Here is a 25,114-nt window from a genome sequence, read left to right on the forward strand (position 1 = left end):
TAAAGTCCTATCTGTTTGCAGGACAAATTTCGCGAATCCAGATAATTAAAGGAGCCGTTGAGGAAGCGAATAGATTCCAGCGGCTCTGTTATTCGTCAACTTGTAAAGTGGATGCCTAAACTATAGATTGCGAGAATGAAAGTTAAGAGTGCAATAATCGATAATATCTGTAAGGAAGTTATATCAAAATCCTGGTTCTCAGCTTTTTTCTATCTATGAAGTAAGAGGATAAACTATTTTGACAAACCGCTGACAATACAGTGCTTGTCCATAGATGCACCACACCAATCTTTGATTGGATAAAGATACAGGCGACGAGTACAAGTACTGAGTGAATTGTAAAAAGAATATTGGCAATAGCAAGCCTTTTCGTTTCCTCTGCTATTCCATAGCCCAAAAAAATAATCAATGAGGGAATAAGAATAAACACAAAATCAAAAACGTAAGGCTCAAAAATGAACTCGTTGGAAATTTTCAATAACTGAGCTTGACGATCGAAGAAGCCATCAACATTAGATGCTTCAGCCACAATCATTCCACTATGCCAATATCGCCATAGCCAAAATAGGAGAAGGGTCAAGATACTAAGATTGGTAATAATAAGCAGAATAGAAAAGCGAGAAGACTTTCCAGGCAACGATTCAAACATACTCTTACTTTCTTTTCTAGTCTTGATAAAGAAGCATCAAAAGCTGTGAGCATCAAAATTTATAGTTTTGATTCTTTGAAATCTTTAAGGTCTGCTTGTGTGATTTCAGCGAATCAGGTTAACCGGAGAAAGAGCATTTGAGTCAATGCTTCTCTAATCCATTAGCTCTATTGTCAAAAGGCTAGTAGCTAAAAACGTTCAGCATAAACAATAGAAGACAGATAATTTGCATTACTGATAGAAAGGTTTTGTCAAAATCCTGATTCTCATTTTCTTGTTCACGCCTGGAGTTGCCCGACAAGCAAGTTATAACTGACGCTGAAACTAAGGCACTTCTCCAAATATGTAATACATCAATTTTTGATTGTATTAATACACAGGTAAGGAATACTACAACAGAGTGAATAGAGAGAAAAGCATAGGCAATTGCAAGCTTTTTAGTAATAATTGACACTAAAGAACCTAGTCCCAAAAACGCAATGGCAAGAACAAGAAGAGAATCTAAAATATAAGGTTCAAAAACATACTTATTGAGAATTGAAAAGCTCACCCTGCGATTAAAGAAGCTATCAACATCAACACTCGCAATTAGTCCATCGTGCCAATACTGTCATAGCCAAAACGCGAGGAGAAGAAATATAGCGAGATTGGTAGAAATGATAAAAGCATAGAAGCGTGAATATGTTTTAGGCAAAGATTCAGACATACTCTCAGATCCTTTTCAGCTTCGATCAGCCCCAAAGAAATTGGGTAAAACGACTGTAACTCGCGCTTCACGAGCATCCATAGCACACTCATTGAGTAGTCTACCCAGGATCTAGAGGAAACTCATAAAAGCGTAGTGTCTCAAGTTCAGCAGTTCTTCGCTCCCCCTCTCCCTACTCTCCCTCTCGCCCATCCACCCCTCTACCCCTCAACTCCCACCTGCTGACACATCGACAGCAACGGGCATTTAGGACATTTCGGGGCATTCCCGGTACAAATGTGCTTGCCGAAGGGAACTAGCAGCGCATTAATCTCGATCCAGTATTGCTGGGGTAGTTTTGCTTCCAGGGCTGCCAGCGTTTTTTCGGGCGTGCGGCTTTGGACATAGCCCCAGCGATTGGTGACGCAATGCACATGGATATCGACGCTGATGTAGGGCTGCTCGCAGGCAATACCGAGGGCAAGATGGGCACACTTTGCCCCGACCCCTTTAAACGACAAAAAAACCTGCTCATCGCAGGGCAACTCACCGCCATATTCACGCACAATTCGATCGGCAATATCCCAAATTTGCTGCGCTTTTGCGTCGTGGTAGGTGCTTCTTTGAATCAGCCGCTCGATTTCTGCCACGCTAAGCTGAACCATTTCCGCTGGAGTGCGAGCGCGATCGAACAGCCGTTTTGCGGTAGGCAAACTGACCTCGTCATAGGTGCGAATCGAGATGATACAGGAAATTAACTGCTCAAACGGCGAATTATAACCCTGTGCTGCCAACTCAAACATCGCAGCCTTAGGAAAGGAAGAGACTGCCTGCCGCAGGCGATCGATCACTTCGTCAATTTCAAACGGCTGCTTTTCAGTCACGATCGAATCTTGCTACCGATGACTGTTACAGATTGCTGTTACAGATTACAGACTCACTATGAACTAAGCCTTGCGCCGGAACCGTCTCTGCTTGCGTCGGGCAATGGCTTTGCGCTTTTCTTTTTCGAGCGGTGTTTCAAAGTGGCGATTCTTCTTCATGTCGGCAAAAATATCGGCTCTAGACACCTGCCGCTTAAAGCGACGCAGGGCTGACTCGATTCCTTCGTTTTCGCCGACAATCACTTGAGTCATGCAATCCTCTCCTTGTTTTGATATAAATGTTTGTTCATGTTTTACCACAGAATAAAGAGCTTCCAGCAGAGCGAGGCAATCGTCTCAGCCTACTAGAAGCTCTTAACTTCAAACTATCAATTTTGGGGAATTTAAGGCTTAATAGCGACGATCGTTCCGTCCACCGCGATTGCCACCACCTCCTCCCCAACCGCCACCGCCACCTGCAGGGCGTTCTTCGCGAGGCTTCGCCTTATTGACTTTTAGATCGCGTCCCATCCACTCTGCGCCGTCAAGTGCATCGATCGCAGCCTGTTCTTCAGCGTCTGAAGACATTTCTACGAAACCAAAACCACGCATCCGACCTGTTTCCCGATCGACCGGAAGCTGAACTCGCTTTACCGTACCGTACTCAGCAAAAACAGTGGTGACGTCCTCTTCAGTAACCTGATAGGACAGGTTGCCAACATAGATTGACATAAACTACTCCATAGAACCAATGCAGAGAATCAAATAATCAGAGTGTTGTCCGTCAATCTTTATCCAATCTTGCACAAGCACAACTAACTACCGACTATCTCAAATCCCAAATCCTATAGTAGCCTGAGATGCCCGCTTCAAGTGAAATTTATTCGTAAACAAATGTATCTTTTGTGAGATAGAAGACGTAGCAGGGGAAACAGAAAGGAGAGCGATACGGGAGGAGAGGAATCATTCAGCAGAGAGCTGCCTTCCCCCATAAAAGCCTGAAAAAGCCTAAAGCGGAAAACCCTTAGGGAATTTAGCTCAAAGGTAGCCCTCATAACTACCCCCTGTTTAGGCCTGAGTTAGATGAGAGCAGGGCAGACGATTCGCGGTAAATCTGGGAATGGTTTAAATCTATTATCAATACTTTGTTTGTCTTAAAGGATTGTTTATAGGGATAGGGTCAGTCCTCGAGCAGGGCTAGGGAATGGGGAGGATGTTCGATGCTTGCAGGTCGTTTAATGCCCTAGCTATCGCTACCGATTTGTTATCACAACCAATGGCTATCACAACCAATTACTGAAGCAGGACGCTGAAAAACAGCATGACAAAAGCAATTTATCTTGCCAATCCCTATGGATTTTCCAAGCAACAGCGCGATCTACTGCTGCCGCCGATCGTTTCTGCTCTGGAGTCAATCGGTGTCGAGGTGTGGGAGCCGTTTAGCCGCAACAATCAGGTTGATTTTTCCCAGCCGGGATGGGCATATCAGGTGGCTCAGGCAGACCTGAAAGATGTGCAGCAGTGTGATGGCATTTTTGCGATCGTGAACGGAATGCCGCCGGATGAAGGGGTCATGGTCGAGCTGGGCATAGCGATCGCCCTTCAGAAAGCCATCTTTTTATTCCGAGACGATTTTCGCCGCTGCACGGATAGTGAACAGTATCCGCTGAACTTAATGGTGTTTGCCGGATTGCCGGAAGCCGATTGGCAGCGGTATTACTATACTTCGGTAGCAGAGATTAGTGCGCCGGAGAAGGCGTTGTATCAGTGGGTGAGGGGGGAGTGGTAAAGGGATGTTTTTACCAGGGGTTTCCGATGATTGTGAAGGCAGCCCAGTAGTAGGGATGGGAGAGGGAGCCGCTGAAGCTGTTGTCGCCTGGGGGGAGGGGGATGCTACCAATGCCGGGGATACCCTGGATTTGACCATTGGCGATCGTGACTTGTCCGCGTACCATTGCAATTTGCGCCTGACGGAGGGCTTCGGCTTTGATGGGCGCATTTGTAAGGGCGTCGTAGAAGCGGGTCATCAGGGCAGCAGTGGCGGTGTCGTTGACGAACCAGAGGCTTGCCACCGCAGATTTAACGCCTGTTTGCACAGCAAGTCCGGCAAAGCCGAGTTCAGCCTGTTCATTGCCCAGCGCGGTTCGACAGGCACTTAAGACCAGCATTTCCACGGGCGGATCGTTCCAGCGGAGCTGACGCACCTGATCCATTAGCAGTCGCTCGTCCCAGAACTGGATGTAGGAATTCGTAATGGGTCCGGGGACGAAGTCGGCATGAGTTGCCAGGTGAATAATGCCAAAGGGCTGGGTCTGGCGAACTTGCTTGAAATTTTCGATCGTGGCATCGTTATTCAGCACAATTCTGCCGCCTTGCCAGAGCCGCAGTACCAGCGTTGAGAGTTCTGTGGGAACGACAGGGAGCGGGTTTTGTCCCTGAGTACTCTCTGAGATGCCCATTGCCAGCAGTTGTGCTCTTCGGACATCGACGTAACGGGTGTCGGTCAGGCTGAGGCTGGGCATTAAACCGACGCTGTACTGCTCGATTAAGAACTGTTGTCCGTCATGCAGTGCCGCAAAGGGAAGCGATCGCAGTCCCATATCGGGCAGAAACACGAGGTTGGTAATGCCCTGGGTTTTCAGCTCATCGGCAAGCGGCGTGATCAGCCATTGATAAAGCTGCTGAGCATCTGCCAGGTAGCTGGTGGTTTCTAGATTGCGCGGGTTGGTAATCTCACTGCGGAAGTCTTGGGCAAGTTTCAGCAGAGCCGATCGGGTTGCCTCGGGAACACGCCGCCGGATTAACCCTTGCGCGGTCACGACTACCAGATCAAGCTGATCGCTCTCTTCCGCCAATGGGTCGATCGCCAGTGGGTTTATGCCTTCTGGCACAAAAGAAATATAGATAAATGCAGGCTGTTCGCCCGTTGCTTGCTGGATATCCTGCGCCAGCTCCTTTGCTTGATCCAGGGTAACGATCGGCTGAGGCGGCAACCCTAAATAGTCCTCAAAGTCACTTGAATACTGCCGTTCTAGCCGGGGTAGATCGGTGTCGATCAAGGTTGGCGGCAGCGTTACCTGGGGAATAGGCTGGGTCAGTGGCGGAGTATCCACACGCGGATCAGCAGATGTCAGCGGTTCGGGTGGGGATGGGGGCAGCGGGCTGGGGGATGGCCTGGGGTCAGGGGGGCGGGGATCGGGATCAGGATCAGGCGTGGGTCGAGGATCGGGATCAGGATCAGGCGTGGGTCGAGGATTGGGACCTGGTCTGGGTCGGGGACCGGGCGTGGGAGGATTACGAATCGTGACTTGAACAGCGATCGGTGCAGAGCTAGATAGAGACGGCACACCGTTCGCCAGATCCACAGCAACGACTTCAAACACAGGCAAAATGGCAGGCACATCAAGCGGCGGCGTATAGACCAGCGTATCGGTCGGAGCCAGCAGGGTTCCCGGCAGAATGGGCACTCCGTTGAGTGTCAGGGTTCCTTCGAGTGGGAGGGAAGTTAGCCGCAGCAGTGTCACATCGCCGTTGGGGTCGGTGACTCCGGCGACAAAACTGCTGACTGGAATCGAGAGCGGCTCACCCACCAGCGTGGTTAGGGCAGTGGTTCCTGGCGTAATCGTGGGTGCGGCATTTACTGAAGCGATCGCAATCGCAGGTTCAGGATTGAGCGTGTTTCCGGCAGGTGCGACGGTATAGTTGCCTGAAGCGATCGTGCCTCCTGGTCCTGCAGTAAGGCTTCCGGCACTGCCGCTCAGGGTAGTCCCGGCGATTCCGGGTGTGCCGACGACAAACGGGCGGTTTTCAGCTCCGCCTGCAAACTGAATGGCGATCGTTCCCGGTACGCCGCCATCCAAGCCGCCGGTGACATCGATACTGGCTGCGATTCCCTCCTCGGTGGGCAAAGTGCCTGTAAGCTGCACTCGATCGCCTGCAATTGCGACATCCCCTGCTTCACCAAAAGGACTGGAAGCATCGATCGTCTCGACGGTGACACTGCCCTGCGAACTGGCGATCGTCACATCCCCTGCAAGCGCACCAAACCCTGCTGCGGTCGAAATTGCGCCTGTTGTAATGTCTCCGGTTGCGGTCAGTGTGACATCGCCTGAAGCTCCTACAAATTCACCAAACCCGCTCTGAGTGAGAATGTCGCCTGTAGCGATCGTGGCTCCAGAAATCGTCAGATCGCGTCCGTTGGTAAAAATGGTCGATGTGGGACTAAAGAATCCTCCTGTTCTGTCTCTGTCTGCATCAGCTGTAAAGCGAATCGAGCCGCCGGAACTGGGGACAAACGACAGGGTGGCGATCGAGGGAGAAACCGTAATGTTGTTGGTGGCTTCTAGAATGACATCGGCAGCCTGAGCCGTGAGCGTAGCTGCGTTGATCGTGATATCGCCTGCAAATTCGCCTGCCAAAATATCTGGCAAAGCGGTGTCTGTACCGGGAGTCGCGGGGGCTGTGTCAGAAATCAGAATATTGGTTGGGTCCAACAGGAGTGTGCCTAGACGACCGTTTGCTGCACTTAGGTTGGTCTGTCCGGCAAAGGTAAGCTGCCCCCGGCTCGACACTTCCGCAAAGCCCCCGTTTCCGCCCGTTGCGCCCCCCGTCGCGCTGATGTTGCCGAAGAACTGCGTTCCCTGCTCTGACCAGATGATGACCTGTCCTCCGTTGCCTGCTGCCGTTGCGGAGTTGGCATTTGCAGCTAGGCTAGAACTGGGATCAACATAAACAACCTGAGACTGGGGCAATGTACCTGTGCCTTGCAGGTCGCCGCCGACCCGGATTCTTCCACCTGTCGCGCTCGATGCATCCAAATTGGCATCCAGCAGGGCAATTCGATCGCCCACCACCGTAATTTCAGGATTGGCGGGTGTTCCTGACGTTGCTGCATTCAGGGTTCCAGAGACGATCGTCGTTCCAGGCTGTGTGGGAATCACCGTTCCCGACCCGCGAAGCTGCACCGTCCCGTCGGGCTGGACGATTAGATCGGTTGCGCTTTGAAGCTCTTCGCCACCGGTGAGCAGGGACGGCAGGGAAAGTGGACTGGTTGGAAGCGAGGCATCGGCAGCATTTGCTGAACTTTCAGTAGGCAGTTCCAGGCTGAGCAGCGATCCGGTCTGGCTAAGGCGCACTCGATGGGTTCCAGGTACGGCGGCGATCGTCAAATTTCCCCCTGGTGCAGCAATTTCGCCGGTGTTCACCACAGTTCCGCCCAGCAGCGTCAGAGATTGTCCCTCAGTAACCGCCAGATTGCCAGAGTTCACGATCGCCCCCGACTGAGTCAGGGCAAAGTCAAACCCGATCGGCTCGCCAACCAGTGCAGCATAGTCAGGGCGACCGATGTCGCTCAGCCAACCGTTAGCAAAGCCAATTCCCGTTGCGGTTGTAGCCGTAAACGCTGCTGGAACATCGAGCCGTGCATTTCGCCCAAAAATAATCCCTGCCGGATTGATCAGATAGAGATTAGAATTGCCGCCCGACACGCGTAAAATGCCGTCGATCAGCGAAGCATCGCCGCCCCGAATCCGAGCCAGAATATTGCGAATCGCCGGATCAGACTGGAAGTTAGCAACCTGTTCTCGGCTCAGCCCAAACCGCTCAAAGCTGTGAAATAGATTTCTGCCGTCCCGCGATCGTCGTCCCCCCTCGATATCAAAACGATTGCCGCGCTGCCGTACCTGCGTTCGAGTTCCATCATTTGCCGGAGCAATGCGCTGCGCCAGAACCGGAGAAGCAGTAAAGATTGCCAGCAGCACCAGCAGCAGCCGAAAAGCCGGAGGGCAGGAAGTCTTAGACATGGGGGCATCAGGTCTAGTCAGAACAGCTCAGAAAAGCTTTGAAAAGCAACGATGATTGCCCGAACCGCCTTTCTAGCCCTCTAATTTTGGGAAACTGAGTTCTCCTTTGGCTTCTCAAAGTTCCCCAAAGTTGGGGGATTTAGGAGGCGATGTTGAATCTCGAACACTTCTCAGACAGCTTCTCCCTCTTACGTTACGTTAGGCGATCGGGTGATTCCGTACAAACGCGCAAAAAATTAATGCAGGACAGCTTCAGAATTTGATCCATTGGTTTTAGGGTGAGGTTCGCTAAAGTAATGCGTGATGTGAACGATCAACCTCACCCTTGACTGCCCTAACTCCCTTGACTGCCCCCAATCCGCCGACCTCCTGGCACGGACACCTTGAATTAGATTACGCCCAACGCGAGGAAAAGACGATTCTCGATCGCGTCTTTGTCCAGGCTCCTCTGAAAGTGCAGCGTCCTTTTTATCCTGAAGCCGGAACCTGTCATACCGTGATGCTGCATACGGCGGGAGGCATTGTGGGGGGCGATCGGCTCTCGCTGCAAATCAACCTTCAGCCCCAGGCTCATGCCCTGCTTACCTCTGCGGCGGCTGCCAAAATCTATCGCAGTAACGGTCAAGAGGCACAGCAAACCACGCACATCAAAATCGGCGCATCTGCCTGTCTGGAATGGTTTCCGCAGGAGACGATCGTGTTTGACGGGGCGCAGTATGCTCAGCAGCTCAAAGTCGAGCTAGAACCAGGCGCAATCTGGATGGGTTGGGATATTACCCGGTTAGGACGCAGTGCTAGAGGCGAACGGTTTAACGGGGGCTACTGGCGCTCGAAAACCGAAGTCTGGCAAAACGAGCGGCTGTTGTGGATTGACCCGCAGGGCATTCAGGGCGGCCATGAGATGATGACTAGCCTGCACGGACTCGCCGGATATCCCGTGATCGGCAGCTTTGTGTTCATCGGACGCGAAGTTTCCCCCGATCGAGTCAAGGCGGCAAGAACTGCATGGTATCCCGAAGGCAAAGAACCGGAAGATTCTATTTCCCTGCATGAATCAGCCAATCAAGTCGGAGTGACTCGCCTCACCGCCGGATTGCTCTGCCGCTATCGCGGAAACTCTACTCTAGAAGCCAGAAAATGGTTTATGCGGGTCTGGGAACTGGTGCGGCAGGAGGAGTTGGGGCGATCGATTTGTGTGCCGAGGGTGTGGCAGATTTAGGGGGCAATGCAGAATCTCAAACACTGCTCAAACAACCTCTGAGGGAGTGCAATGTGAAAATTGTTGAAGTGACGCAACATGGTTTCAATGAATGGCTGAATTTAGCGTTGAAACTCTGGCCAGATGATTCTGCTGAAGAAATGCAGATCACTTTGACAGAAATTCTCGAATCCTCTCGTCAGGTAGGTTTCCTGATCAGAAATGATGCCGGAACCGCGGTCGGTTTTATGAATCTTTCGCTTCGATCGGACTATGTACCAGGGGCGAGTCGCAGTCCGGTTGCCTATATCGAAGGAATTTATGTGGAAGATGAATACCGCAAACAGGGAGTTGGTACGGCTTTAATCCACTGTGCCGAACAGTGGGCACTGGAGCATGGCTGTGTAGAACTCGCTTCAGACGCTTTACTCGACAACGCTATAAGCCATGAATTTCACAGCAAAATGGGGTTTCAGGAAGTAGAACGGGTTGTCGCCTACATCAAACCCATTCTTTAAACTCATTCCTTTGCCCAACGAATGCTGTTCTCGCTCCGCTACTCCCCCATAATAAAAGAAGAAATGTAAACAGATGTTTCACGGGGTATCGGTAGCGCATCATGGCGAGAGATCTACGCGAATTTTTGCAGTTGCTCGAAGATCGGGGACAGCTCCGACGCATCAAAACCCTCGTCGATCCAAATCTAGAGATCTCCGAGATCAGTAACCGGATGCTGCAATCAGGTGGACCCGCGCTGCTGTTTGAAAACGTGAAAGGCGCAGATTATCCGGTTGCAATCAACGTGATGGGAACCGTGGAGCGCATTTGCTGGGCGATGAATATGGAGCGTCCTGAGGAACTGGAAGCTCTCGGCAAAAAGCTGGCGTTGCTCTATCAGCCCCGTCCTCCCAAGAAGATTTCGCAGGCAATCGAGCTGGGTCAAGCGTTATTTGACGTGATTAAAGCAAAGCCTGGACGCAATTTCTTTCCACCCTGTCAGCAAGTTGTCATGAAGGACGATCAGGTGGATTTAACCAAACTCCCGCTGCTGCGCGTCTATCCAGGTGACGCAGAGCGTGTGATTACGCTGGGCTTGATGATCACTAAGGACCCGGAAAATCGCACTGTGAATGTGGGTGTCTATCGCTTGCAGCTTCAGTCCAAAAATACGATGACCGTACAGTGGCTCTCGATTCGGGGTGCAACCCGTCACCTCCGAAAAGCGGCAGAGCGGGGTCAAAAGCTGGAAGTCGCTGTGGCTCTGGGGGTTGATCCACTCCTAATCATGGCAGCCGCGACTCCGATTCCGGTGGATCTATCTGAATGGCTGTTTGCCGGACTCTACAGCGGCGAAGGCGTAAAGCTGGCAAAGTGTAAAACGATCGACTTAGAAGTCCCCGCAGATGCAGAGTTTGTCCTGGAAGGCACGATTACTCCAGGCGAAACGGCGATCGACGGTCCCGCAGGTGACCACATGGGCTTTTATGGCGGCATCAATGAAAAAGCTCCCCTGATTCGCTTCCATACCGTGACGCACCGCAAAGATCCGGTTTACATGACCACGTTTAGCGGTCGTCCACCCAAAGAAGACGCAATGATGGCACTGGCTCTAAACCGCATCTACACCCCCATTTTGCGGCAGCAGGTTCCCGAAATTGTGGATTTCTTCCTGCCGATGGAAACCCTGAGCTACAAGGCGGCAGTCCTGGCGATCGACAAGGCATATCCCGGTCACGCAAGACGGGCAGCAATGGCTTTCTGGAGTGCCCTGCCCCAGTTCAACTACACAAAATTTGTGATCGTGGTGGATAAGGACATTAATATTCGCGACCCGCGTCAGGTGGTCTGGTCGATCGCCTCCAAGGTTGATCCGGGACGTGATGTGTTTATCCTGCCCGACACCCCTTTCGACTCCCTCGACTTTGCCACCGAAAAAGCAGGACTGGGCGGACGGATGGGCATTGATGCTACCACCAAAATTCCGCCAGAAACCGATCGCTACTGGCATGAGCCGCTTCAATCTGACCCCGATACTGCCGCAATGGTTAATCGACGCTGGGCGGAATACGGCTTAGCCGATCTGAAACTGGATGAAGTGAATCCGAATCTGTTTGGCTATGACATTCGCTAACCGCTGAAGGGATTTTGGAGCAGTGTTCTAGTTTCTACATCGCCTTCTAAATCCCCCAACGCTGGGGGACTTTGATCCTTTGGTAGTTCCTTAGAGAGGAGCGAATTCATGCTGCAATTCAGCAGTGCCCGGTCTACTGGAGCGCAGGATTTTCTGAAAGTGAACTGTCTCTTTTGAGCCGCCGCTCTTTAGAGTGGATGAGAATCGATCGCGCAACGGAAGGGGACAGAACCATGTTGAATACAATTTTTGTCAACGCAATCTTGATCAACGCCTGTCGTCGCCAAAGCATTGATGGCTCATATCGAAAAGCTTGAAATAAATAGCGCAGAGCAATTAGATTACTCCGGCGCGATCGACTCACTTCCGCCGCTCTTAACCCCAGATAAAAATATAAGTTGCTAAAACTCTGGTTTTTGAGGGATTGAATTGACTCAGTAGCTTCTGTAAAACAGCGATCGAGAATCCGCATGCAGTTTCTTTCGATTCCCTTGACATTGGTAGACGCAGACCCAGGTGAAATGCGATATAAAACTTGAACTTGGGGAACACAAACAAACGAATAATGAGCAGCAAGCCGGAGCCACATATCCCAATCTTGCGAATTGCTCAACGATGCATCAAAGTTTCCAATTTCCGAGAATGCCCGCTTACAAATGAGCGTATTGGAACCGTTTTCAATGAAGTTCATTAACAGCAGTTTTGCATAAACATTGCCGCTGTGTTTCGCATGGCAGCCTTTACGATAAAAGCGATCGGCTTCGTCAATATAATCAGTCCAGCTATAGGCAACTGCTGCTTCCGGGTGAGTTTGTAAAGCATGAAGCTGCAACTCTAACTTCTTCGGCGTCCAAACATCATCTGCGTCAAGCAGTGCAATGTAATCCCCAGATGCCTGCTCAATACCACGATTTCGAGTGGCAGACGAACCCGCGTGTTCACAGGAAAATACTTTGATGCGAGGATCGGAAAAACGCTTCGCAATCTCTAACGTTGCGTCTTTTGATTCATCATCAACGATGAGCAGCTCAAAATAGGTGTAAGTCTGGATTAAGACTGATTGAATTGTTCTTTGAATTGTTGCCTCAGCATTATAAGCCGGAATCACAATTGAAATGAGCGGAGGTGAAATGGAAGGAGGATTAATCATTGCTCTACTAACTCGCAATTGAGTTTATCTTGGTTTATTAGCACCGCTATTTCCCCGGAGATAAATTGGACTCATGAGAATGCTGAGATACAGTTCCATTTCGCAAGCAGCAACTATATCTGTTTTGAGCTGAGCGCGATATTTGAGAAAGTGAGAAATGAGCTTGTGTAAATCTTTCCCTAAATAAGCAAACAGCATGAAGGGTTTTTGCCACGGTTTGAGGCGGCTCATGCGAATCACCGATCGCGATAATCCAATCCCGCGTAAACAAGCTGCTAAATAGGCTTGTTCGAGTCGCCAAGCGGGAATTTTATGCCTCACCTGCATCTCCGGGTTGTACCAGATTTCCCAGCCCGACCGCTGAATATAGTTAAGTACTTCGGTATCTTCTCCCGCTAACATCGAACCCTGTACGCGGCCCACTAGAGCGGTCGTGCCCGGTACAGCTTGTAACCAGGCGTTTTTTCGCACGGCTAATCCGGCTGAAGGCGGCAACATTCGCTTTGACGGTTCATAACAATAAGCCTGATTGCCTCGTTCCACGATCGCCAGAAATGATTGAATTCGCTTGAAATTAGGCGGCGGGGCAACTTCAAATTCACCGTGAATCTGGCTGCCAAACGCGCCTGCCTGAGGATGGCTTTGAGCAAACTGATAGGCAGCAGCCACCCAGTGTTTATCCGGCAAGTTATCGTCGTCCAAGAATCCAATCAGGTCGCTCTGTGCCTCCTGAATAGCAAGCTGTCGGGCAAAGGCAGCCCCCTGACGTGGCTCAAGCACATACCGCAGCGGACAGGGAAAATCAGAAGCTTGGTAGTCGGCAATCACCTGAGCGGTTCGATCGCGGCTGTTGTTATCTACCACGATCACTTCCCAGACTAACTCTGCAGGGACTACTTGCAATCGAAGACACTGCAACACTTCGGGCAATCGCTGTTCGCTATTGTAGGTCGGAATTGCGACTGTGAAATTTACCATAAAGCAGGAGCAGGATTGGATGAGTGGAGGTGTCCTTAAGCATTCCCGGCTTTGAGGTAATCGGAACTTTATGTAGAACTCTGCGATTTGTTACGGCTTCTCAGCGATCGCCAATCTCGTTGCAGACAAATATTACAAATCAAGCAAATCGTGTAAATAAAATGTTGTCAAATCAAACATTCTATGCTTCTGGAGAGAATCAAACTTATCCTCATCCACCTGCCGTTATACATCCCTGAGGAAATGTATTACAAAATATTGCGACGTGCCTAAGAATATGAACTAAATGCCTGACAATAAATCGGGAAGATGACTGAGGATAGACCACTGAGGGGCTAGTAATCAGACACCTTTATTTCAGGCACCTTTCTGGTGTACGCCAGTATAAACATTCCTGGTACATTTTGCTTTTTGGAGGAATCCATCAATGAGTATTGTCACGAAGTCAATCGTGAATGCTGATGCTGAGGCTCGCTATCTCAGCCCTGGTGAACTGGATCAAATTCGTGGTTTCGTTACCTCGGGTGCACGTCGCCTACGGATTGCTCAGGTTCTGACCGAATCTCGTGAGCGCATCGTGAAGCAAGCTGGCGATCAGCTCTTCCAAAAGCGTCCTGACGTTGTTTCTCCCGGTGGCAACGCATACGGCGAAGAAATGACTGCAACTTGCCTGCGCGACCTCGACTACTATCTCCGCCTCGTCACCTACGGAGTCGTTTCCGGTGATATAACCCCGATCGAAGAAATCGGTATCGTGGGTGTTCGCGAGATGTACAAGTCTCTGGGTACTCCGATCGATGCAGTAGCTGAAGGCGTTCGCGCAATGAAGAATGCTGCTCTGTCGATGATGTCCGGTGAAGATGCTACTGAAGCTGGCTCTTACTTCGACTACGTTATCGGCGCAATGCAATAAGAGTTCCCGCACTGAGCTATTTTTGCTTCGGTTTGGAAAACTCATCCCTCTTTCAATTTTCTATCTTGACCCACAAGATTACGTTTTAAGGAAGCGAGATCATGCAAGACGCTATTACCTCTGTAATCAACTCAGCTGACGTTCAGGGTAAGTACCTGGATACCTCAGCAATGGAGAAGCTGAAGAGCTACTTCTCCAGCGGTGAACTGCGCGTTCGTGCAGCAACCACCATCAGCGCAAATGCTGCTGCAATTGTGAAAGAAGCTGTGGCGAAGTCTCTGCTGTACTCGGACATCACCCGTCCCGGCGGCAACATGTACACCACCCGTCGCTATGCTGCCTGCATCCGCGACCTCGACTACTACCTCCGCTATTCCACCTACGCTATGCTGGCTGGAGATCCTTCCATCCTGGATGAGCGCGTGCTGAATGGTCTGAAGGAAACCTACAACTCGCTGGGTGTACCGATCGCTGCAACCGTGCAGTCAATCCAGGCAATGAAGGAAGTCACCGCTAGCCTGGTGGGTGCTGATGCTGGTAAGGAAATGGGCGTTTACTTCGACTACATCTGCTCTGGCTTGAGCTAATTTTCAGCTTTGGTTTTGAGCTTTAGATTCGATCGTTCTGTTTTAGTTGAACAGTGCCTTGGATTTAGGGCTGAAGGCTAAAGACTCACAGCTTGAATTTCCTGGAAGTCTGGGAAGTCTAGAGTGAGTGTTAGGCAGTCAGGGGCGGCTCACAGAGCGAGCTGAGACGGTCTAAGATTGATTCTGGACTCCCAGATTTTGATTAGGATTCAACCTACTGTTTCCGACTTTTCAGGAGAGAACACGATGCGGATGTTTAAAGTAACGGCTTGCGTTCCCAGCCAAACGCGAATTCGCACTCAGCGGGAACTGCAAAATACCTACTTCACCAAGCTCGTTCCCTACGACAACTGGTTTAAGGAACAGCAGCGCATTCAGAAGATGGGCGGCAAGATTGTCAAAGTTGAATTGGCAACTGGCAAACCCGGCATGGATGTAGGTCTGAAGTAATTCTTCAAATTTTTCACAACAAGCTATCAGGTTTATTTCGCATTTGTCGTCATTAAACCTGCACAATCTGGGCAGTACCGCTCAACAACCAGGCTAGCTTAGTCGGTTTTGCGAGGTAGTGCCCACTTTGTATTTTTATACTTTTTATTGTATGTGCCGTCTTAAATGCTTCTAATAATACTTCTAATCGCTAATACTTCTAATTACTAATACCTTTAATCGCAAAATAAATCCTAATCGCACAGTAAATCGACTAACGCGATATTCTACGACTTCCGTTTTCCTATCGAACTGATTTGTCTCGGGATATTGGAACTGCTCAGTCTTTAGTGGCTGTTACGGCTCAACCCTTCCCGGCAGCAACTCATTTAGTAAGAAATTATTAAGCCTGGGCTGCTCAAAAACACGATCGTTATACTAAAGACGGTAAAGGCGATTCCTGTATGACAAGTGTTCCAGTTGTCCAGCAAGATTTTTCGTTTACCCAGGGAATCCGTTCCGCAAGATTTCTTCAGTGACCTTAATTGCCTTAGTGTTCTGAAACTGATCATCTGAAATTCATCGTCTGAAATTTACTGTTTGAAGTTTATCACCTGAAATTTATCGAGGCGGTTTTTGGCTTTCCGTTCTTCTGGGTATCAACGCTGAATTCACCCACGTTTCCTTTTTTGGGGCTACAGATAAGGCAGCAGTATTCTTTTCCTTGCAATTTGCACACCCTAAAATTTTCACTTCCTATGCTTACTATTATTGGCTGCGGTAATCTAAATCGATGTGATGATGCAGTGGGCGTTATTGTCGCTCAGCGTTTACAGAGCTTTCTTAACCGATATCCCCGATCGGATGTAGGTGTGTTTGACTGCGGTACGGGCGAAACCGATGTGATGGTTCAGGCAAGAGGCAGCAATACGCTAATTATTATTGATGCCTGCACTACGGGTTCAGAGCCAGGAGCCGTCTTTACTATGCGGGGCGCAGAGCTAGAAAGCTTACCAGAACCGGGGCACAGCCTGCACAACTTCCGTTGGGATCACGCGCTGGCAGTCGGACGTAAAATGATGGGAAAAGACTTTCCTAAAGACATCACCGTGTATTTAATTGAGGCAGATCAGCTTAATTTGGGATTAGAACTGAGTCCGGTGGTGAAATGTGCAGCTGCGAAAGTGTTTGATGCGATCGTGGAATCGCTGCCCGTTATGAGTTATGCTTAACCGCGCCGAAACCGCCGATTGAACTCTGCGACGCGCTGCTCCCACTGCTGGCAGTATTGCTTCAGCGTGTCTGCCTCTAGCCAGAACAGCTCTGCCGGAGATTCAGGAACCGCAACCACGATCGCTGCTGCCTCCAGCTCAATGCCCTGATCGGCATAGGAAAAGTTAAATGCGCTGTAGTAAGCTGCCAATTGCAGGGGGGCATCGTTCAGCCGATCGAGACTTTTGCGGGGGCGATCGGCAGTTTTCCAGTCGAGAATGCAGGGTGTGCCGGAATAGCTGGCAACGCAGTCAATTTTTCCAGCGTAGCCCAAATCATAGTGAAACACGCAGCTTTCCACCAACCGCACCTGATCGACCTGCTGCAACACGGGTGAGAGGCTGTCCCAGTAGGGTTGTACGGTTTCAGGACGGGGAACATCCTGACTCAGCAAATAGTGCTTAATGTGTTTGTGAGTTTGGGTACCGCGTCGGCTGGCATTGCCTGAAATTCGTTTGGCTTCTTCTGCCCCCACTCGATCGCGCCAGTTCATAAGTGCCTGACGAGCTTCGGGAGGCTTGGTCGCGTTCAAAATCGTTGTCACGCTGGGGAGCCGTCTTCCTTCGGCACCTACAAAGTAGCTCTGCCCCCGCTCGCGGACAGACTTGGCAGAATACACGGGTAAAAGCTGGGGAACCGGGAGCATATTCAAGAAAACGGCTCAGGAAAATTGCTTCATATCAAGCAACCGACGGATTGCCTGCAGCAGATGATCAGGATCGATCGGTTTAGACAAATGGAGCTGAAAGCCTGCCGCCATTGCCTGCTGGTAGTCGTATTCGGCAGCATAGGCAGTAAGGGCGATCGCCGGAACCTGTCCACCCTGCTTCGGAGACAACTGACGGATTTGTTTCAGCAACGTATAGCCATCGATCCGAGGCATTCCAATATCGCTGATTAGAACATCGGGAACCGTCTTGAGCAGAATCGTCAGCGTTTCTTTGGCAGAGCTAGCTAGTATGACGGTTGCCCCTGCTTCTTGCAGCAAGGTGCTGACGTATTCGCGCATATCGGCTTCGTCATCTACAGCAAGCACACAAATGCCTTTGAGCGGCTCAGCATTGGCAATCATCGGCGGCGGGGCGGGTTCTGCCAGCACCAGCGCATCGGACTGAATCAGCGGTAAACAAACAGTAAACGTTGTGCCCTGCCCTTCTCCAGCACTCTCAACGCTGACCGTGCCGCCATGGAGTTCCACGAGATGCCGCACGATCGCCAGACCCAGTCCTAAGCCGCCAAAGGTGCGCGTGATCGAGCTGTCTGCCTGCCGAAAGTAGTCAAACACATGGGGCAGGAAGTCGGGGTGGATACCTTTTCCGGTGTCGGTAACAGTGAGTTGGGCGTAGGGGGTAGGGGGTGAGAAGGGAGAGGAGGAAGGCTCGGCAGTTGTACCCGCTTGGCCACTTCCCATCTCCCCATCGCTCCCCGCAATGCGCTCTAGCTTCACTTCAACTCTGCCCCCATTAGGTGTGAATTTGACAGCGTTGGAGAGCAGGTTCCAGGCGATTTGCTGAAGGCGGGCTGCGTCGCCCGTAATCTGGTAGAGGGCAGGTAATGGGGCGAATTCGATTTGAATTGCTTTTGCTTCGGCAGCAAGCTGCACGGTTTCGATCGCCGCCTCAACCACATTGACTAGATCGATGGGAGTCATTTGCAGACTCATCTTGCCGCGCAGAATTCGGGAGACATCGAGCAGGTCTTCGATCAGCTGGGTTTGCAGTTTGGCGTTGCGTTCGATCGTTTCCAGGGCGCGGTCGGTGGTGACGGCATCAAAAGCGCGGGTTCGCAGTAGTCTAGTCCAACCGAGAATCGGGTTGAGGGGCGATCGCAGTTCGTGGGACAGCACGGCGAGGAATTCGTCTTTGATCCGGTTGGCGGTTTCGGCTTGTTGTCGGGCAGCCTGTTCCTGGGCGAGCAGCTTTTCGCGTTCGGCTTCGGCGCGTTTACGGGCAGTTAGATCGACGTAAAAGGAAACAATCTCGGTTTGTTCGTCATACGGCTCATTCATAAACGCAGAGCCAATCAAAATCGGAACGCGGGAGCCGTCTTTGCAAATGTATTCTTTTTCAAAGGGAGTGCTAACGCCGCGCTGCCGCAGTTCTTGTCCGGCGGCCATATCAAGCGGTAGGTATTCGGCGGGGGTCATATCGAGCCAGCGAATTCGTCCGGCTTTCAGATCCGATCGCTCATAGCCCGTCATTTTCAGGAAATAATCGTTGGCATCCACAATATTGCCGGAAAAGTTGCCAAACGCGACCCCAAAAATATTGGATTCGGCAAGGCGACGAAAGCGCTGTTCGCTGGTGCGGAGGGCTTGTTCTGCCTGCTTCGCTTCGCTGATATCGGTATGCACGCCGACCCACTCCAGCAGATTGCCGGACTCATCGAATACGGGCACTGCTCGAACCGAAAAATAGCGGTAGCTCCCGTCTGCAATTCTCACCCGATGTTCACTTTCAAAGGTGCTGCGGGTTGACACTGCCTCGGTCCACTGTACCCTGACTCGCGATCGATCCTCGGGATGAATCATTACCAGCCAGCCTGCGCCCAGATAATTTGGAAAGCTTTGTCCCGTCAGGCGTTCCCAGGAGGGCTGCGCCATTTCGACTTCTCCATAGGCTTCGGTCGTCCAGACGGCTTCTGCCGAGGCCAGAGCCAGCGATCGATAGCGGGCTTCTGACAGTTTGCGATCAGCAACTTCCTGTTCTAGCAAGCGATTGGTGAGTTCTAGCTCGATCGTGCGCTGAATGACTCGCCGCTCCAGATCGTCGTTGAGCGATTCGAGTTCTGCCTGAGCAGTTTGAAGCTGAGCCGTTCGCGACTGCACATGCTGTTCGAGTTCCTGGTTCAGCCGATTGATTTCTGCGGCTGCTCGATCTCGTTCTGCTTCAACCCGGACGCGATCGGTAATGTCAAACGTGAAGGCAAGAATCTGCTGGATTTCGCCCTGTTCATCCAGCATTGGCACGTATTTAATAATCATGGTGAAGGGGTCGGTCTGGGGCAGCGTGAAACTGCACTCGATCGACTGCATCTGTCGGGTTTCAACCGTTTTGAGCAGCGTGGGTAAATAGGCTTGCGTCACTTCTTCTGACCAGAGATCTTCATCGCGTTTACCGAGCATCTCTGCCAGCGTCAGATCGGCTCGACGCAGTCCGGTCTCGTTGACATACTCAAATCGCCGCTCTGCATCGTAAACCACAAATACATCTGGCAAACTGTTGACTGCCAGCCGCAGCCGTTCTTCGCTCTGACGCAGGGCGGCGGCTGCCTCTTTACTAACCGTAATATCAGTCGTGATGCCATTAATGCGATCGGGCTGTCCCTGCTCGTTTCTCACCACATAGCCCCGATCGCGAACCCAGCGAACCTGCCCATCGAGGCGGCACAGCCGATATTCTATGTCAAACTGATCGATCGATTGCTGCTGATACAGTGCCTGATCGAGTTCAATCAGGCGCGAGCGATCGTCTGGGTGAACGCAGCTTAGCCACAGATCAGACTGCTGCAAAAATTCCTGCATCGGCAAACCACAGAGTTGCTCGACGGAGGGAGTGGTATAAAGCAGCGCTCGCGTCTCGATATCGCGTGACCACAGCACATCTTGCACCGACTTCAGCACCGCGTTCAACTGAGACTGGCTCTCCTGAAGCTGTGCCTGAATCTGCTTGCGTTCTGCTTCGCGGTGCTTTGCCATGGTGATGTCCCGCATCACGCCAATCATGCCGCTCGCATTGCCATCGCTGTCTTTGAGAACGGTGACCGACGATTCGACAAATAGCCGATCGCCCTTTGCATTAAAGTGCAAAATCTCGCCGCGCCAGTACCCCTGGGTGATCAATGTTTGAGCCGCACGCTGCCGATCGCCCGGATGAAGCCACTCGTACTGCACGACCTCAGCCAGCGATCGTCCGACAACTGCCTCGGCGGGCAAGCCATACAGTTTTGCCGCACCTCCATTCCAATAAGTGATTTGCTCTTGCCGATCCACGGCAACAATAGCATCATTCACCTGCGACAAAAGCTGAAGCTGAAAATGAAGCTGCTGCTCATATTCTTGACGGCCCGCTTCAAGTTTTTTTGCGGCAGTCATATCCAGGAAGTAGGCTGCAATCCCTGTTGAACTAGGATAAATATGAACCGAGAACCAGCGATCGAGCGAGGGATAATATTCCTCGTATTGGGCAGGTTTTTGCGATGCGATGACGCGCAGGGCAGCACGGTATGCTTTGGTTCTCCGTAGTTCTGGAAAAATCTCCCAAACACTCTGTCCCAGAAGCTGCTGGCGCGGTTTGCCTAGAAGCTGTTCTGCCCTGGCATTAATGTAGGTATATCGCCAGTTGCGATCGATAATGATGAATCCATCAGTCGTCAGTTCAAAGAACTGTTCCAGTGGAAGCTGCTCTAGCGGCTCGGTTTCCTGGTTTCTTCCCCGATTTTGATCCTGGTCGAGATTGACTTGACTGTACCAAATCTTTTTCTGGAGCTGGCTTTGACGATCGGACTGCCGATTCTGGGCTGAATTGCTTTGGCTCAGATCTTCCTGGCTCAGATCGTCCTGGTCTGGATTACCCTGCTCTAGCGTGTTTTGATAGGTGCTGTTCTGATTAATGTTGTTCTGATTGGTGTAGCAGGGCTTCAGCCAGCGAAATCGATCGCTCAACAGCATTCCCACACACGCCACCGTCAAATGTGAAGTGATCTGATGAGAAGGCGGGGAACCAGGATTCCAGAATTCATCAATGAAGGCAGTCAAAGTACGTTCAAAGACCGGATCAAAGGCAAAGGGTGAATACCGATCGCAAAGCCACGTAACCGCAGCAGAAGGTAGAACCAGACTGCCAAAGAACTGAAATTGCTGAGCAAGTTTCCACATGAAAGGCGAGCCAGAAGACTTATCTCTTTTTATAGATGATTCTTCGCTAGAAGAGTTTACTGTGAATTTAAGTCAGCCTGTAGACAGAGCAGTTTAGCGATGCAGTTTAGCGATCGATCTTAGCGAGGCAGCACGGTAAAGAAAACAAGCCAAACAGTTAAAGCCATGACGGTAAACATAAGTAGCTCTCCTGATGCTGAATGAATCTGATGTTGAACAGATGTTGAACAAATAATGCTGGTTTGGTGAAATGAGAAGCCGAAATCGAAGCAACTTTTTAAGCGATCGTTTTTTAGCAACCGTTACTTGCTCAAACTTGCTCGCTTAAACTTAACTAGCCCGAAGTGTTACTTGCGCAACCCATACTACAGTGAAATACAAGTAGTGAAATACAAGCAGCGAGATAGAAGGACTAACCCAATAGAATACGGTTGTAAACGAACAGAGACAAAACTGGAATTGCGATCGCTATGGTCATTAGAGCCATAGTCATGGAAGTCGTTATTAAGGCAGTTATTAAAGGAAAAGTAATTAGCATAGCCGTAGAGTGATTTCCAGAATGCTGTTATTTTGTGGGATTACCCTGCTGTTGCACCTCTGCCCGACTGCTCAATCGTGCCTCAGTCTGTAGTGATAAATGTTTCTACGTCAGCATTCGTTTGCTCTTTATTTAGCACCAGCGATTGGATCTGTCTAAGGGTCAGGCTAATGGACAGGAATGCAGTATTTCATTCGTAATATAGAGCACATTTGATTAAATTTTCGCTAAAAAAGAATTAGTGTAGCTGAGAGGGCAGTTCACGGTGACTGCATCCTACAACCCAATTCTGGTCATTTTTTCGATCCTGTTGGCGATTGTTGCAGGTTATACTGCGCTCGATCTGACTGGACGAGTCAATGCGTCGGCGGGGGTTGCTCGAAAACTCTGGCTGGTGGGTGGCGCAGTCGCACTAGGCGTTGGCATCTGGGCAATGCACTTCATCGGGATGCTGGCGTATCGCCTGCCGCTGCCAATGACCTATGACGTGCCGATCGTTTTATTTTCGCTGGTGGTGGCAGTCGTGGCTTCGGGCGTGGTGCTGTCGATCGCCAGTCAGCCTAAACTCGATTGGAAACAGCTTGCAGTTGGCAGCCTAATCTTGGGAACGGGTATTGCATCCATGCACTACACAGGCATGGGAGCTTTGCGGCTGGCAGCAATTCCGCGCTATGACTGGCGATGGGTGCTGCTGTCGATGCTGATCGCTATTGGAGCATCGTTTGTGGCTCTGCTGCTGTCATTTAAGCTGCGAAGTGCAATTAACCTGGGCGGAACGCTGCGAAAGCTGATTGGGGCGATCGGGTTAGGCAGCGCGATTTATGGAATGCACTATGCTGCAATGGCTGCCGTTCACTTTCAGCCAATGCCTACTGCGGTCTTTCAATCTGAAGAAAAACTGGAAAATTTGTGGCTGGCAGGGCTGATCGGGTTAGCTGCGCTGGTGATTCTCATCCTGGCACTAACGGCTGCATTTATGACGCGCCGCCTTAGTGTTGAGCTTGCCAGAGCCGAGGCACTGCACGAAAGCGAAGCCCGATTTCGATCGCTCGTGCAAAACGCCTCTGACATCATTGCGGTGATCGGGGCAGACCTGCAAGTGACTGACGTAAGTTCCTCGATCGAGCAAATTCTAGACGATTCGCCGCAAAACTGGATCGGCAAAAAAGCATTTGAACTCGTGCATCCCGACGATGTGGGCAAAGCAATTCATCTGCTCCAACAGGCGATGCAAAGCAGTTCTCCCGCTAGGACGATCGCCAAAGCGCAAACCATTCAGCGAACACAGCTTCGCTTGCAGCACAAAGATGGTTCCTGGCGCGATTTTGAAGTGCTTGCCAATAGTTTGCTCAACGAACCTGCTGTTCAGGGAATTGTGATGACCTGCCGCGATATTACTGCTGCGAAGCACCTTGAAAAAATCCGCCTGCGCGTCGAAGCCGAACGAGAACAGTTGCTTGCAAGCGAGATGCTGGCACGAGGTTCCGCTGAGGTGGCAAACCGCCTCAAAGATGAGTTTCTCGCAACCCTGTCCCACGAACTGCGAACTCCTCTCAACGCGATGATGGGCTGGGTTCAGCTTTTGCAAACCCGCAAGCTCGACGAAGCCACCGCCAGCCGCGCCCTGGAAACGATCGATCGCAACACCCGCGCTCTGAGCCGTTTGGTCGAAGATGTGCTGGATGTATCGAGCATTATTACAGGCAAACTGCGAGTCGTCGTCTATCCGGTCGAGTTAGTTTCAGTGATCCAGTCTGCTCTCGATGCAGTGCGCCCTGCCGCAACCGCCAAACAAATCCAGCTAGAGTCCATGCTCGACCCTACTGCCGGACCCATCCTGGGCGATGCCGATCGCCTTCAGCAAATCGTCTGGAACCTGCTCGCCAATGCCATCAAATTCACGCCCAATGGGGGCAGAGTTGAAGTGAAGCTAGAGCATGTTGGGGAAAGCGATGGAGAGATGGAGAGCAGTCAAGGGAGCACAACGACTGCCGAGCATTCCTCTTCTACCTCTTCACTCCCTTCCCCCTTATCCCCTCACATCCCCATTCCCTCATCCGTTCCTTCATCCCTTTCCTCGTCCACCCCCTACGCCCAACTTACCGTCACCGACACCGGAAAAGGCATCCACCCCGACTTCCTGCCTTATGTATTCGATCGCTTTCGGCAGGCGGATGGCTCAACGACACGCACCTTTGGTGGTTTAGGGCTGGGTCTGGCGATCGTGCGGCATTTGGTGGAACTCCACGGCGGCGCGGTCAGCGTTGAGAGTGATGGGGAAGGCAGAGGATCTACTTTTAAGGTCAATCTGCCAATTAGCAGTGTGAACCTGTCTCCTTCTGAACTGGAGCAGGGCGATCGATCGAGTCCTGTTCAGAATTCATCTAGTCAATTGTCGGTGCTGGAAGATTTGCGGGTGCTGGTTGTGGACGATGAGCCAGATGCCAGAGAACTGCTGAGGGCAATTCTAGAGCAGGACGGCGCGATTGTTGAAACCGTTGCTTCTGCTGCGGCAGCACTGCAAGCGTTGCCCCACTTTAAGCCCCATATTGTGATCAGCGACATTGGAATGCCCGAGGAAAATGGTTATGCTTTGATTCGGCAGGTGCGAGGTCTGGCGGCATCGGCAGGTGGACAAACTCCAGCGATCGCTCTGACTGCCTATGCAGGACATGAAGATTATCAGCAAGCTCTACAGGCAGGCTTCCAGCGGCACCTTGCTAAGCCGATCGATCCGGCTGATCTAGTTAAAGCTGTGGCAGAGGTAGCGGGACGGGCGTTAATTTATTAATCCGATATTAATCCGAATGATGATTATCAATTTGTACCGGGCAACAGGATAGCGATACCGGGCAATAGGACATTTTAAGGTCTAGCTAAATTTGCTGGCTAACTTCCGTCAGTTAACTTTAAGGTTTGCCATTTCACTCTTTAAATTCTGTAAGTGTTGAGTAATGCAAAGATTTCTGCGCTCTAGAGAATTTAAAAGCAGGAAAGCGAACGACGCAAACCGACAAACTTGGGTCAGAGCGATAAACTTGTTC

The 25,114-nt window shown here is 50.9% G+C and carries 19 protein-coding genes; 9 read left to right on the forward strand and 10 right to left on the reverse strand.

Annotation, left to right across the window (positions count from 1 at the left end; all coding sequences use genetic code 11):
* Positions 1-178: 178 nt before the first annotated feature.
* From NDI45_RS13115 to NDI45_RS13135, 5 genes are all read right to left on the reverse strand, one after another.
* Complete coding sequence (locus NDI45_RS13115; RefSeq protein ID WP_190791314.1) at positions 179-529, reverse strand: hypothetical protein; 351 nt, start codon at positions 527-529, stop codon at positions 179-181.
* A 301-nt stretch (positions 530-830) separates the two neighbouring features.
* Positions 831-1,199, reverse strand: coding sequence for a hypothetical protein (locus tag NDI45_RS13120; RefSeq protein WP_348247605.1), 369 nt, complete (start codon positions 1,197-1,199; stop codon positions 831-833).
* A 356-nt stretch (positions 1,200-1,555) separates the two neighbouring features.
* Positions 1,556-2,218, reverse strand: a complete 663-nt coding sequence (gene nth, locus NDI45_RS13125; RefSeq protein ID WP_348247606.1) for an endonuclease III — start codon at positions 2,216-2,218, stop codon at positions 1,556-1,558.
* Between the two features lie 63 nt (positions 2,219-2,281).
* The gene (gene rpsU / locus NDI45_RS13130; RefSeq protein WP_190791312.1) at positions 2,282-2,470 is read right to left on the reverse strand and encodes a 30S ribosomal protein S21; all 189 of its coding nucleotides are present in this window, start codon (positions 2,468-2,470) and stop codon (positions 2,282-2,284) included.
* Positions 2,471-2,608: 138 nt separating this feature from the next.
* A complete protein-coding gene (locus tag NDI45_RS13135) occupies positions 2,609-2,929 on the reverse strand; it encodes an RNA-binding protein (RefSeq protein ID WP_190791311.1) in 321 nt (106 codons plus the stop codon).
* A gap of 589 nt (positions 2,930-3,518) precedes the next feature.
* Between NDI45_RS13135 and NDI45_RS13140 the strand changes: the two genes are divergently transcribed.
* Positions 3,519-3,986, forward strand: a complete 468-nt coding sequence (locus NDI45_RS13140; protein WP_348247607.1) for a nucleoside 2-deoxyribosyltransferase — start codon at positions 3,519-3,521, stop codon at positions 3,984-3,986.
* A 10-nt stretch (positions 3,987-3,996) separates the two neighbouring features.
* Here NDI45_RS13140 and NDI45_RS13145 read toward each other — a convergent pair whose 3' ends face one another.
* The gene (locus NDI45_RS13145; protein WP_348247608.1) at positions 3,997-7,998 is read right to left on the reverse strand and encodes a CHAT domain-containing protein; all 4,002 of its coding nucleotides are present in this window, start codon (positions 7,996-7,998) and stop codon (positions 3,997-3,999) included.
* A gap of 325 nt (positions 7,999-8,323) precedes the next feature.
* Between NDI45_RS13145 and NDI45_RS13150 the strand changes: the two genes are divergently transcribed.
* The 3 genes from NDI45_RS13150 to NDI45_RS13160 all read left to right on the forward strand — a co-directional run bounded on the left by NDI45_RS13150 (position 8,324) and on the right by NDI45_RS13160 (position 11,327).
* Complete coding sequence (locus NDI45_RS13150; protein WP_348247609.1) at positions 8,324-9,217, forward strand: urease accessory protein UreD; 894 nt, start codon at positions 8,324-8,326, stop codon at positions 9,215-9,217.
* Between the two features lie 53 nt (positions 9,218-9,270).
* The gene (aac(6'), locus tag NDI45_RS13155; RefSeq protein WP_348247610.1) at positions 9,271-9,714 is read left to right on the forward strand and encodes an aminoglycoside 6'-N-acetyltransferase; all 444 of its coding nucleotides are present in this window, start codon (positions 9,271-9,273) and stop codon (positions 9,712-9,714) included.
* A gap of 101 nt (positions 9,715-9,815) precedes the next feature.
* Positions 9,816-11,327, forward strand: coding sequence for a UbiD family decarboxylase (locus NDI45_RS13160; RefSeq protein ID WP_348247611.1), 1,512 nt, complete (start codon positions 9,816-9,818; stop codon positions 11,325-11,327).
* A gap of 133 nt (positions 11,328-11,460) precedes the next feature.
* Here the strand turns inward: NDI45_RS13160 and NDI45_RS13165 are convergent, their stop codons facing one another.
* Positions 11,461-12,477 carry a glycosyltransferase gene (locus NDI45_RS13165; RefSeq protein WP_190792751.1) on the reverse strand — a complete coding sequence of 339 codons (1,017 nt, stop codon included), beginning with the start codon at positions 12,475-12,477 and terminating at the stop codon, positions 11,461-11,463.
* Between the two features lie 24 nt (positions 12,478-12,501).
* Positions 12,502-13,455 carry a hormogonium polysaccharide biosynthesis glycosyltransferase HpsE gene (gene hpsE / locus NDI45_RS13170; RefSeq protein WP_348247612.1) on the reverse strand — a complete coding sequence of 318 codons (954 nt, stop codon included), beginning with the start codon at positions 13,453-13,455 and terminating at the stop codon, positions 12,502-12,504.
* A 427-nt stretch (positions 13,456-13,882) separates the two neighbouring features.
* On the opposite strand from hpsE, the gene apcA reads away from it, so the two are divergent.
* The 4 genes from apcA to NDI45_RS13190 all read left to right on the forward strand — a co-directional run bounded on the left by apcA (position 13,883) and on the right by NDI45_RS13190 (position 16,616).
* Positions 13,883-14,368, forward strand: a complete 486-nt coding sequence (apcA, locus tag NDI45_RS13175) for an allophycocyanin subunit alpha (protein WP_190792749.1) — start codon at positions 13,883-13,885, stop codon at positions 14,366-14,368.
* 101 nt (positions 14,369-14,469) lie between these two features.
* A complete protein-coding gene (apcB, locus tag NDI45_RS13180; protein ID WP_190792748.1) occupies positions 14,470-14,955 on the forward strand; it encodes an allophycocyanin subunit beta in 486 nt (161 codons plus the stop codon).
* 246 nt (positions 14,956-15,201) lie between these two features.
* Complete coding sequence (locus tag NDI45_RS13185) at positions 15,202-15,405, forward strand: phycobilisome linker polypeptide (protein ID WP_190792747.1); 204 nt, start codon at positions 15,202-15,204, stop codon at positions 15,403-15,405.
* A 737-nt stretch (positions 15,406-16,142) separates the two neighbouring features.
* A complete protein-coding gene (locus NDI45_RS13190) occupies positions 16,143-16,616 on the forward strand; it encodes a hydrogenase maturation protease (protein ID WP_190792746.1) in 474 nt (157 codons plus the stop codon).
* On the opposite strand, the gene NDI45_RS13195 is transcribed toward NDI45_RS13190, so the two are convergent.
* Positions 16,613-17,302, reverse strand: a complete 690-nt coding sequence (locus NDI45_RS13195; protein WP_190792753.1) for a PD-(D/E)XK nuclease family protein — start codon at positions 17,300-17,302, stop codon at positions 16,613-16,615. The two genes, NDI45_RS13190 and NDI45_RS13195, sit on opposite strands and share 4 nt — an antisense overlap.
* 15 nt (positions 17,303-17,317) lie before the next feature.
* A complete protein-coding gene (locus NDI45_RS13200) occupies positions 17,318-21,532 on the reverse strand; it encodes a PAS domain S-box protein (RefSeq protein WP_348247613.1) in 4,215 nt (1,404 codons plus the stop codon).
* Positions 21,533-22,335: 803 nt separating this feature from the next.
* Here NDI45_RS13200 and NDI45_RS13205 point away from each other — a divergent pair.
* Positions 22,336-24,861 carry an MHYT domain-containing protein gene (locus NDI45_RS13205; protein ID WP_348247614.1) on the forward strand — a complete coding sequence of 842 codons (2,526 nt, stop codon included), beginning with the start codon at positions 22,336-22,338 and terminating at the stop codon, positions 24,859-24,861.
* The last annotated feature ends 253 nt before the right edge of the window (positions 24,862-25,114 follow it).

It is taken from the genome of Leptolyngbya sp. GB1-A1, from assembly GCF_039962475.1.
Classification (GTDB): domain Bacteria; phylum Cyanobacteriota; class Cyanobacteriia; order Elainellales; family Elainellaceae; genus Leptolyngbya_A.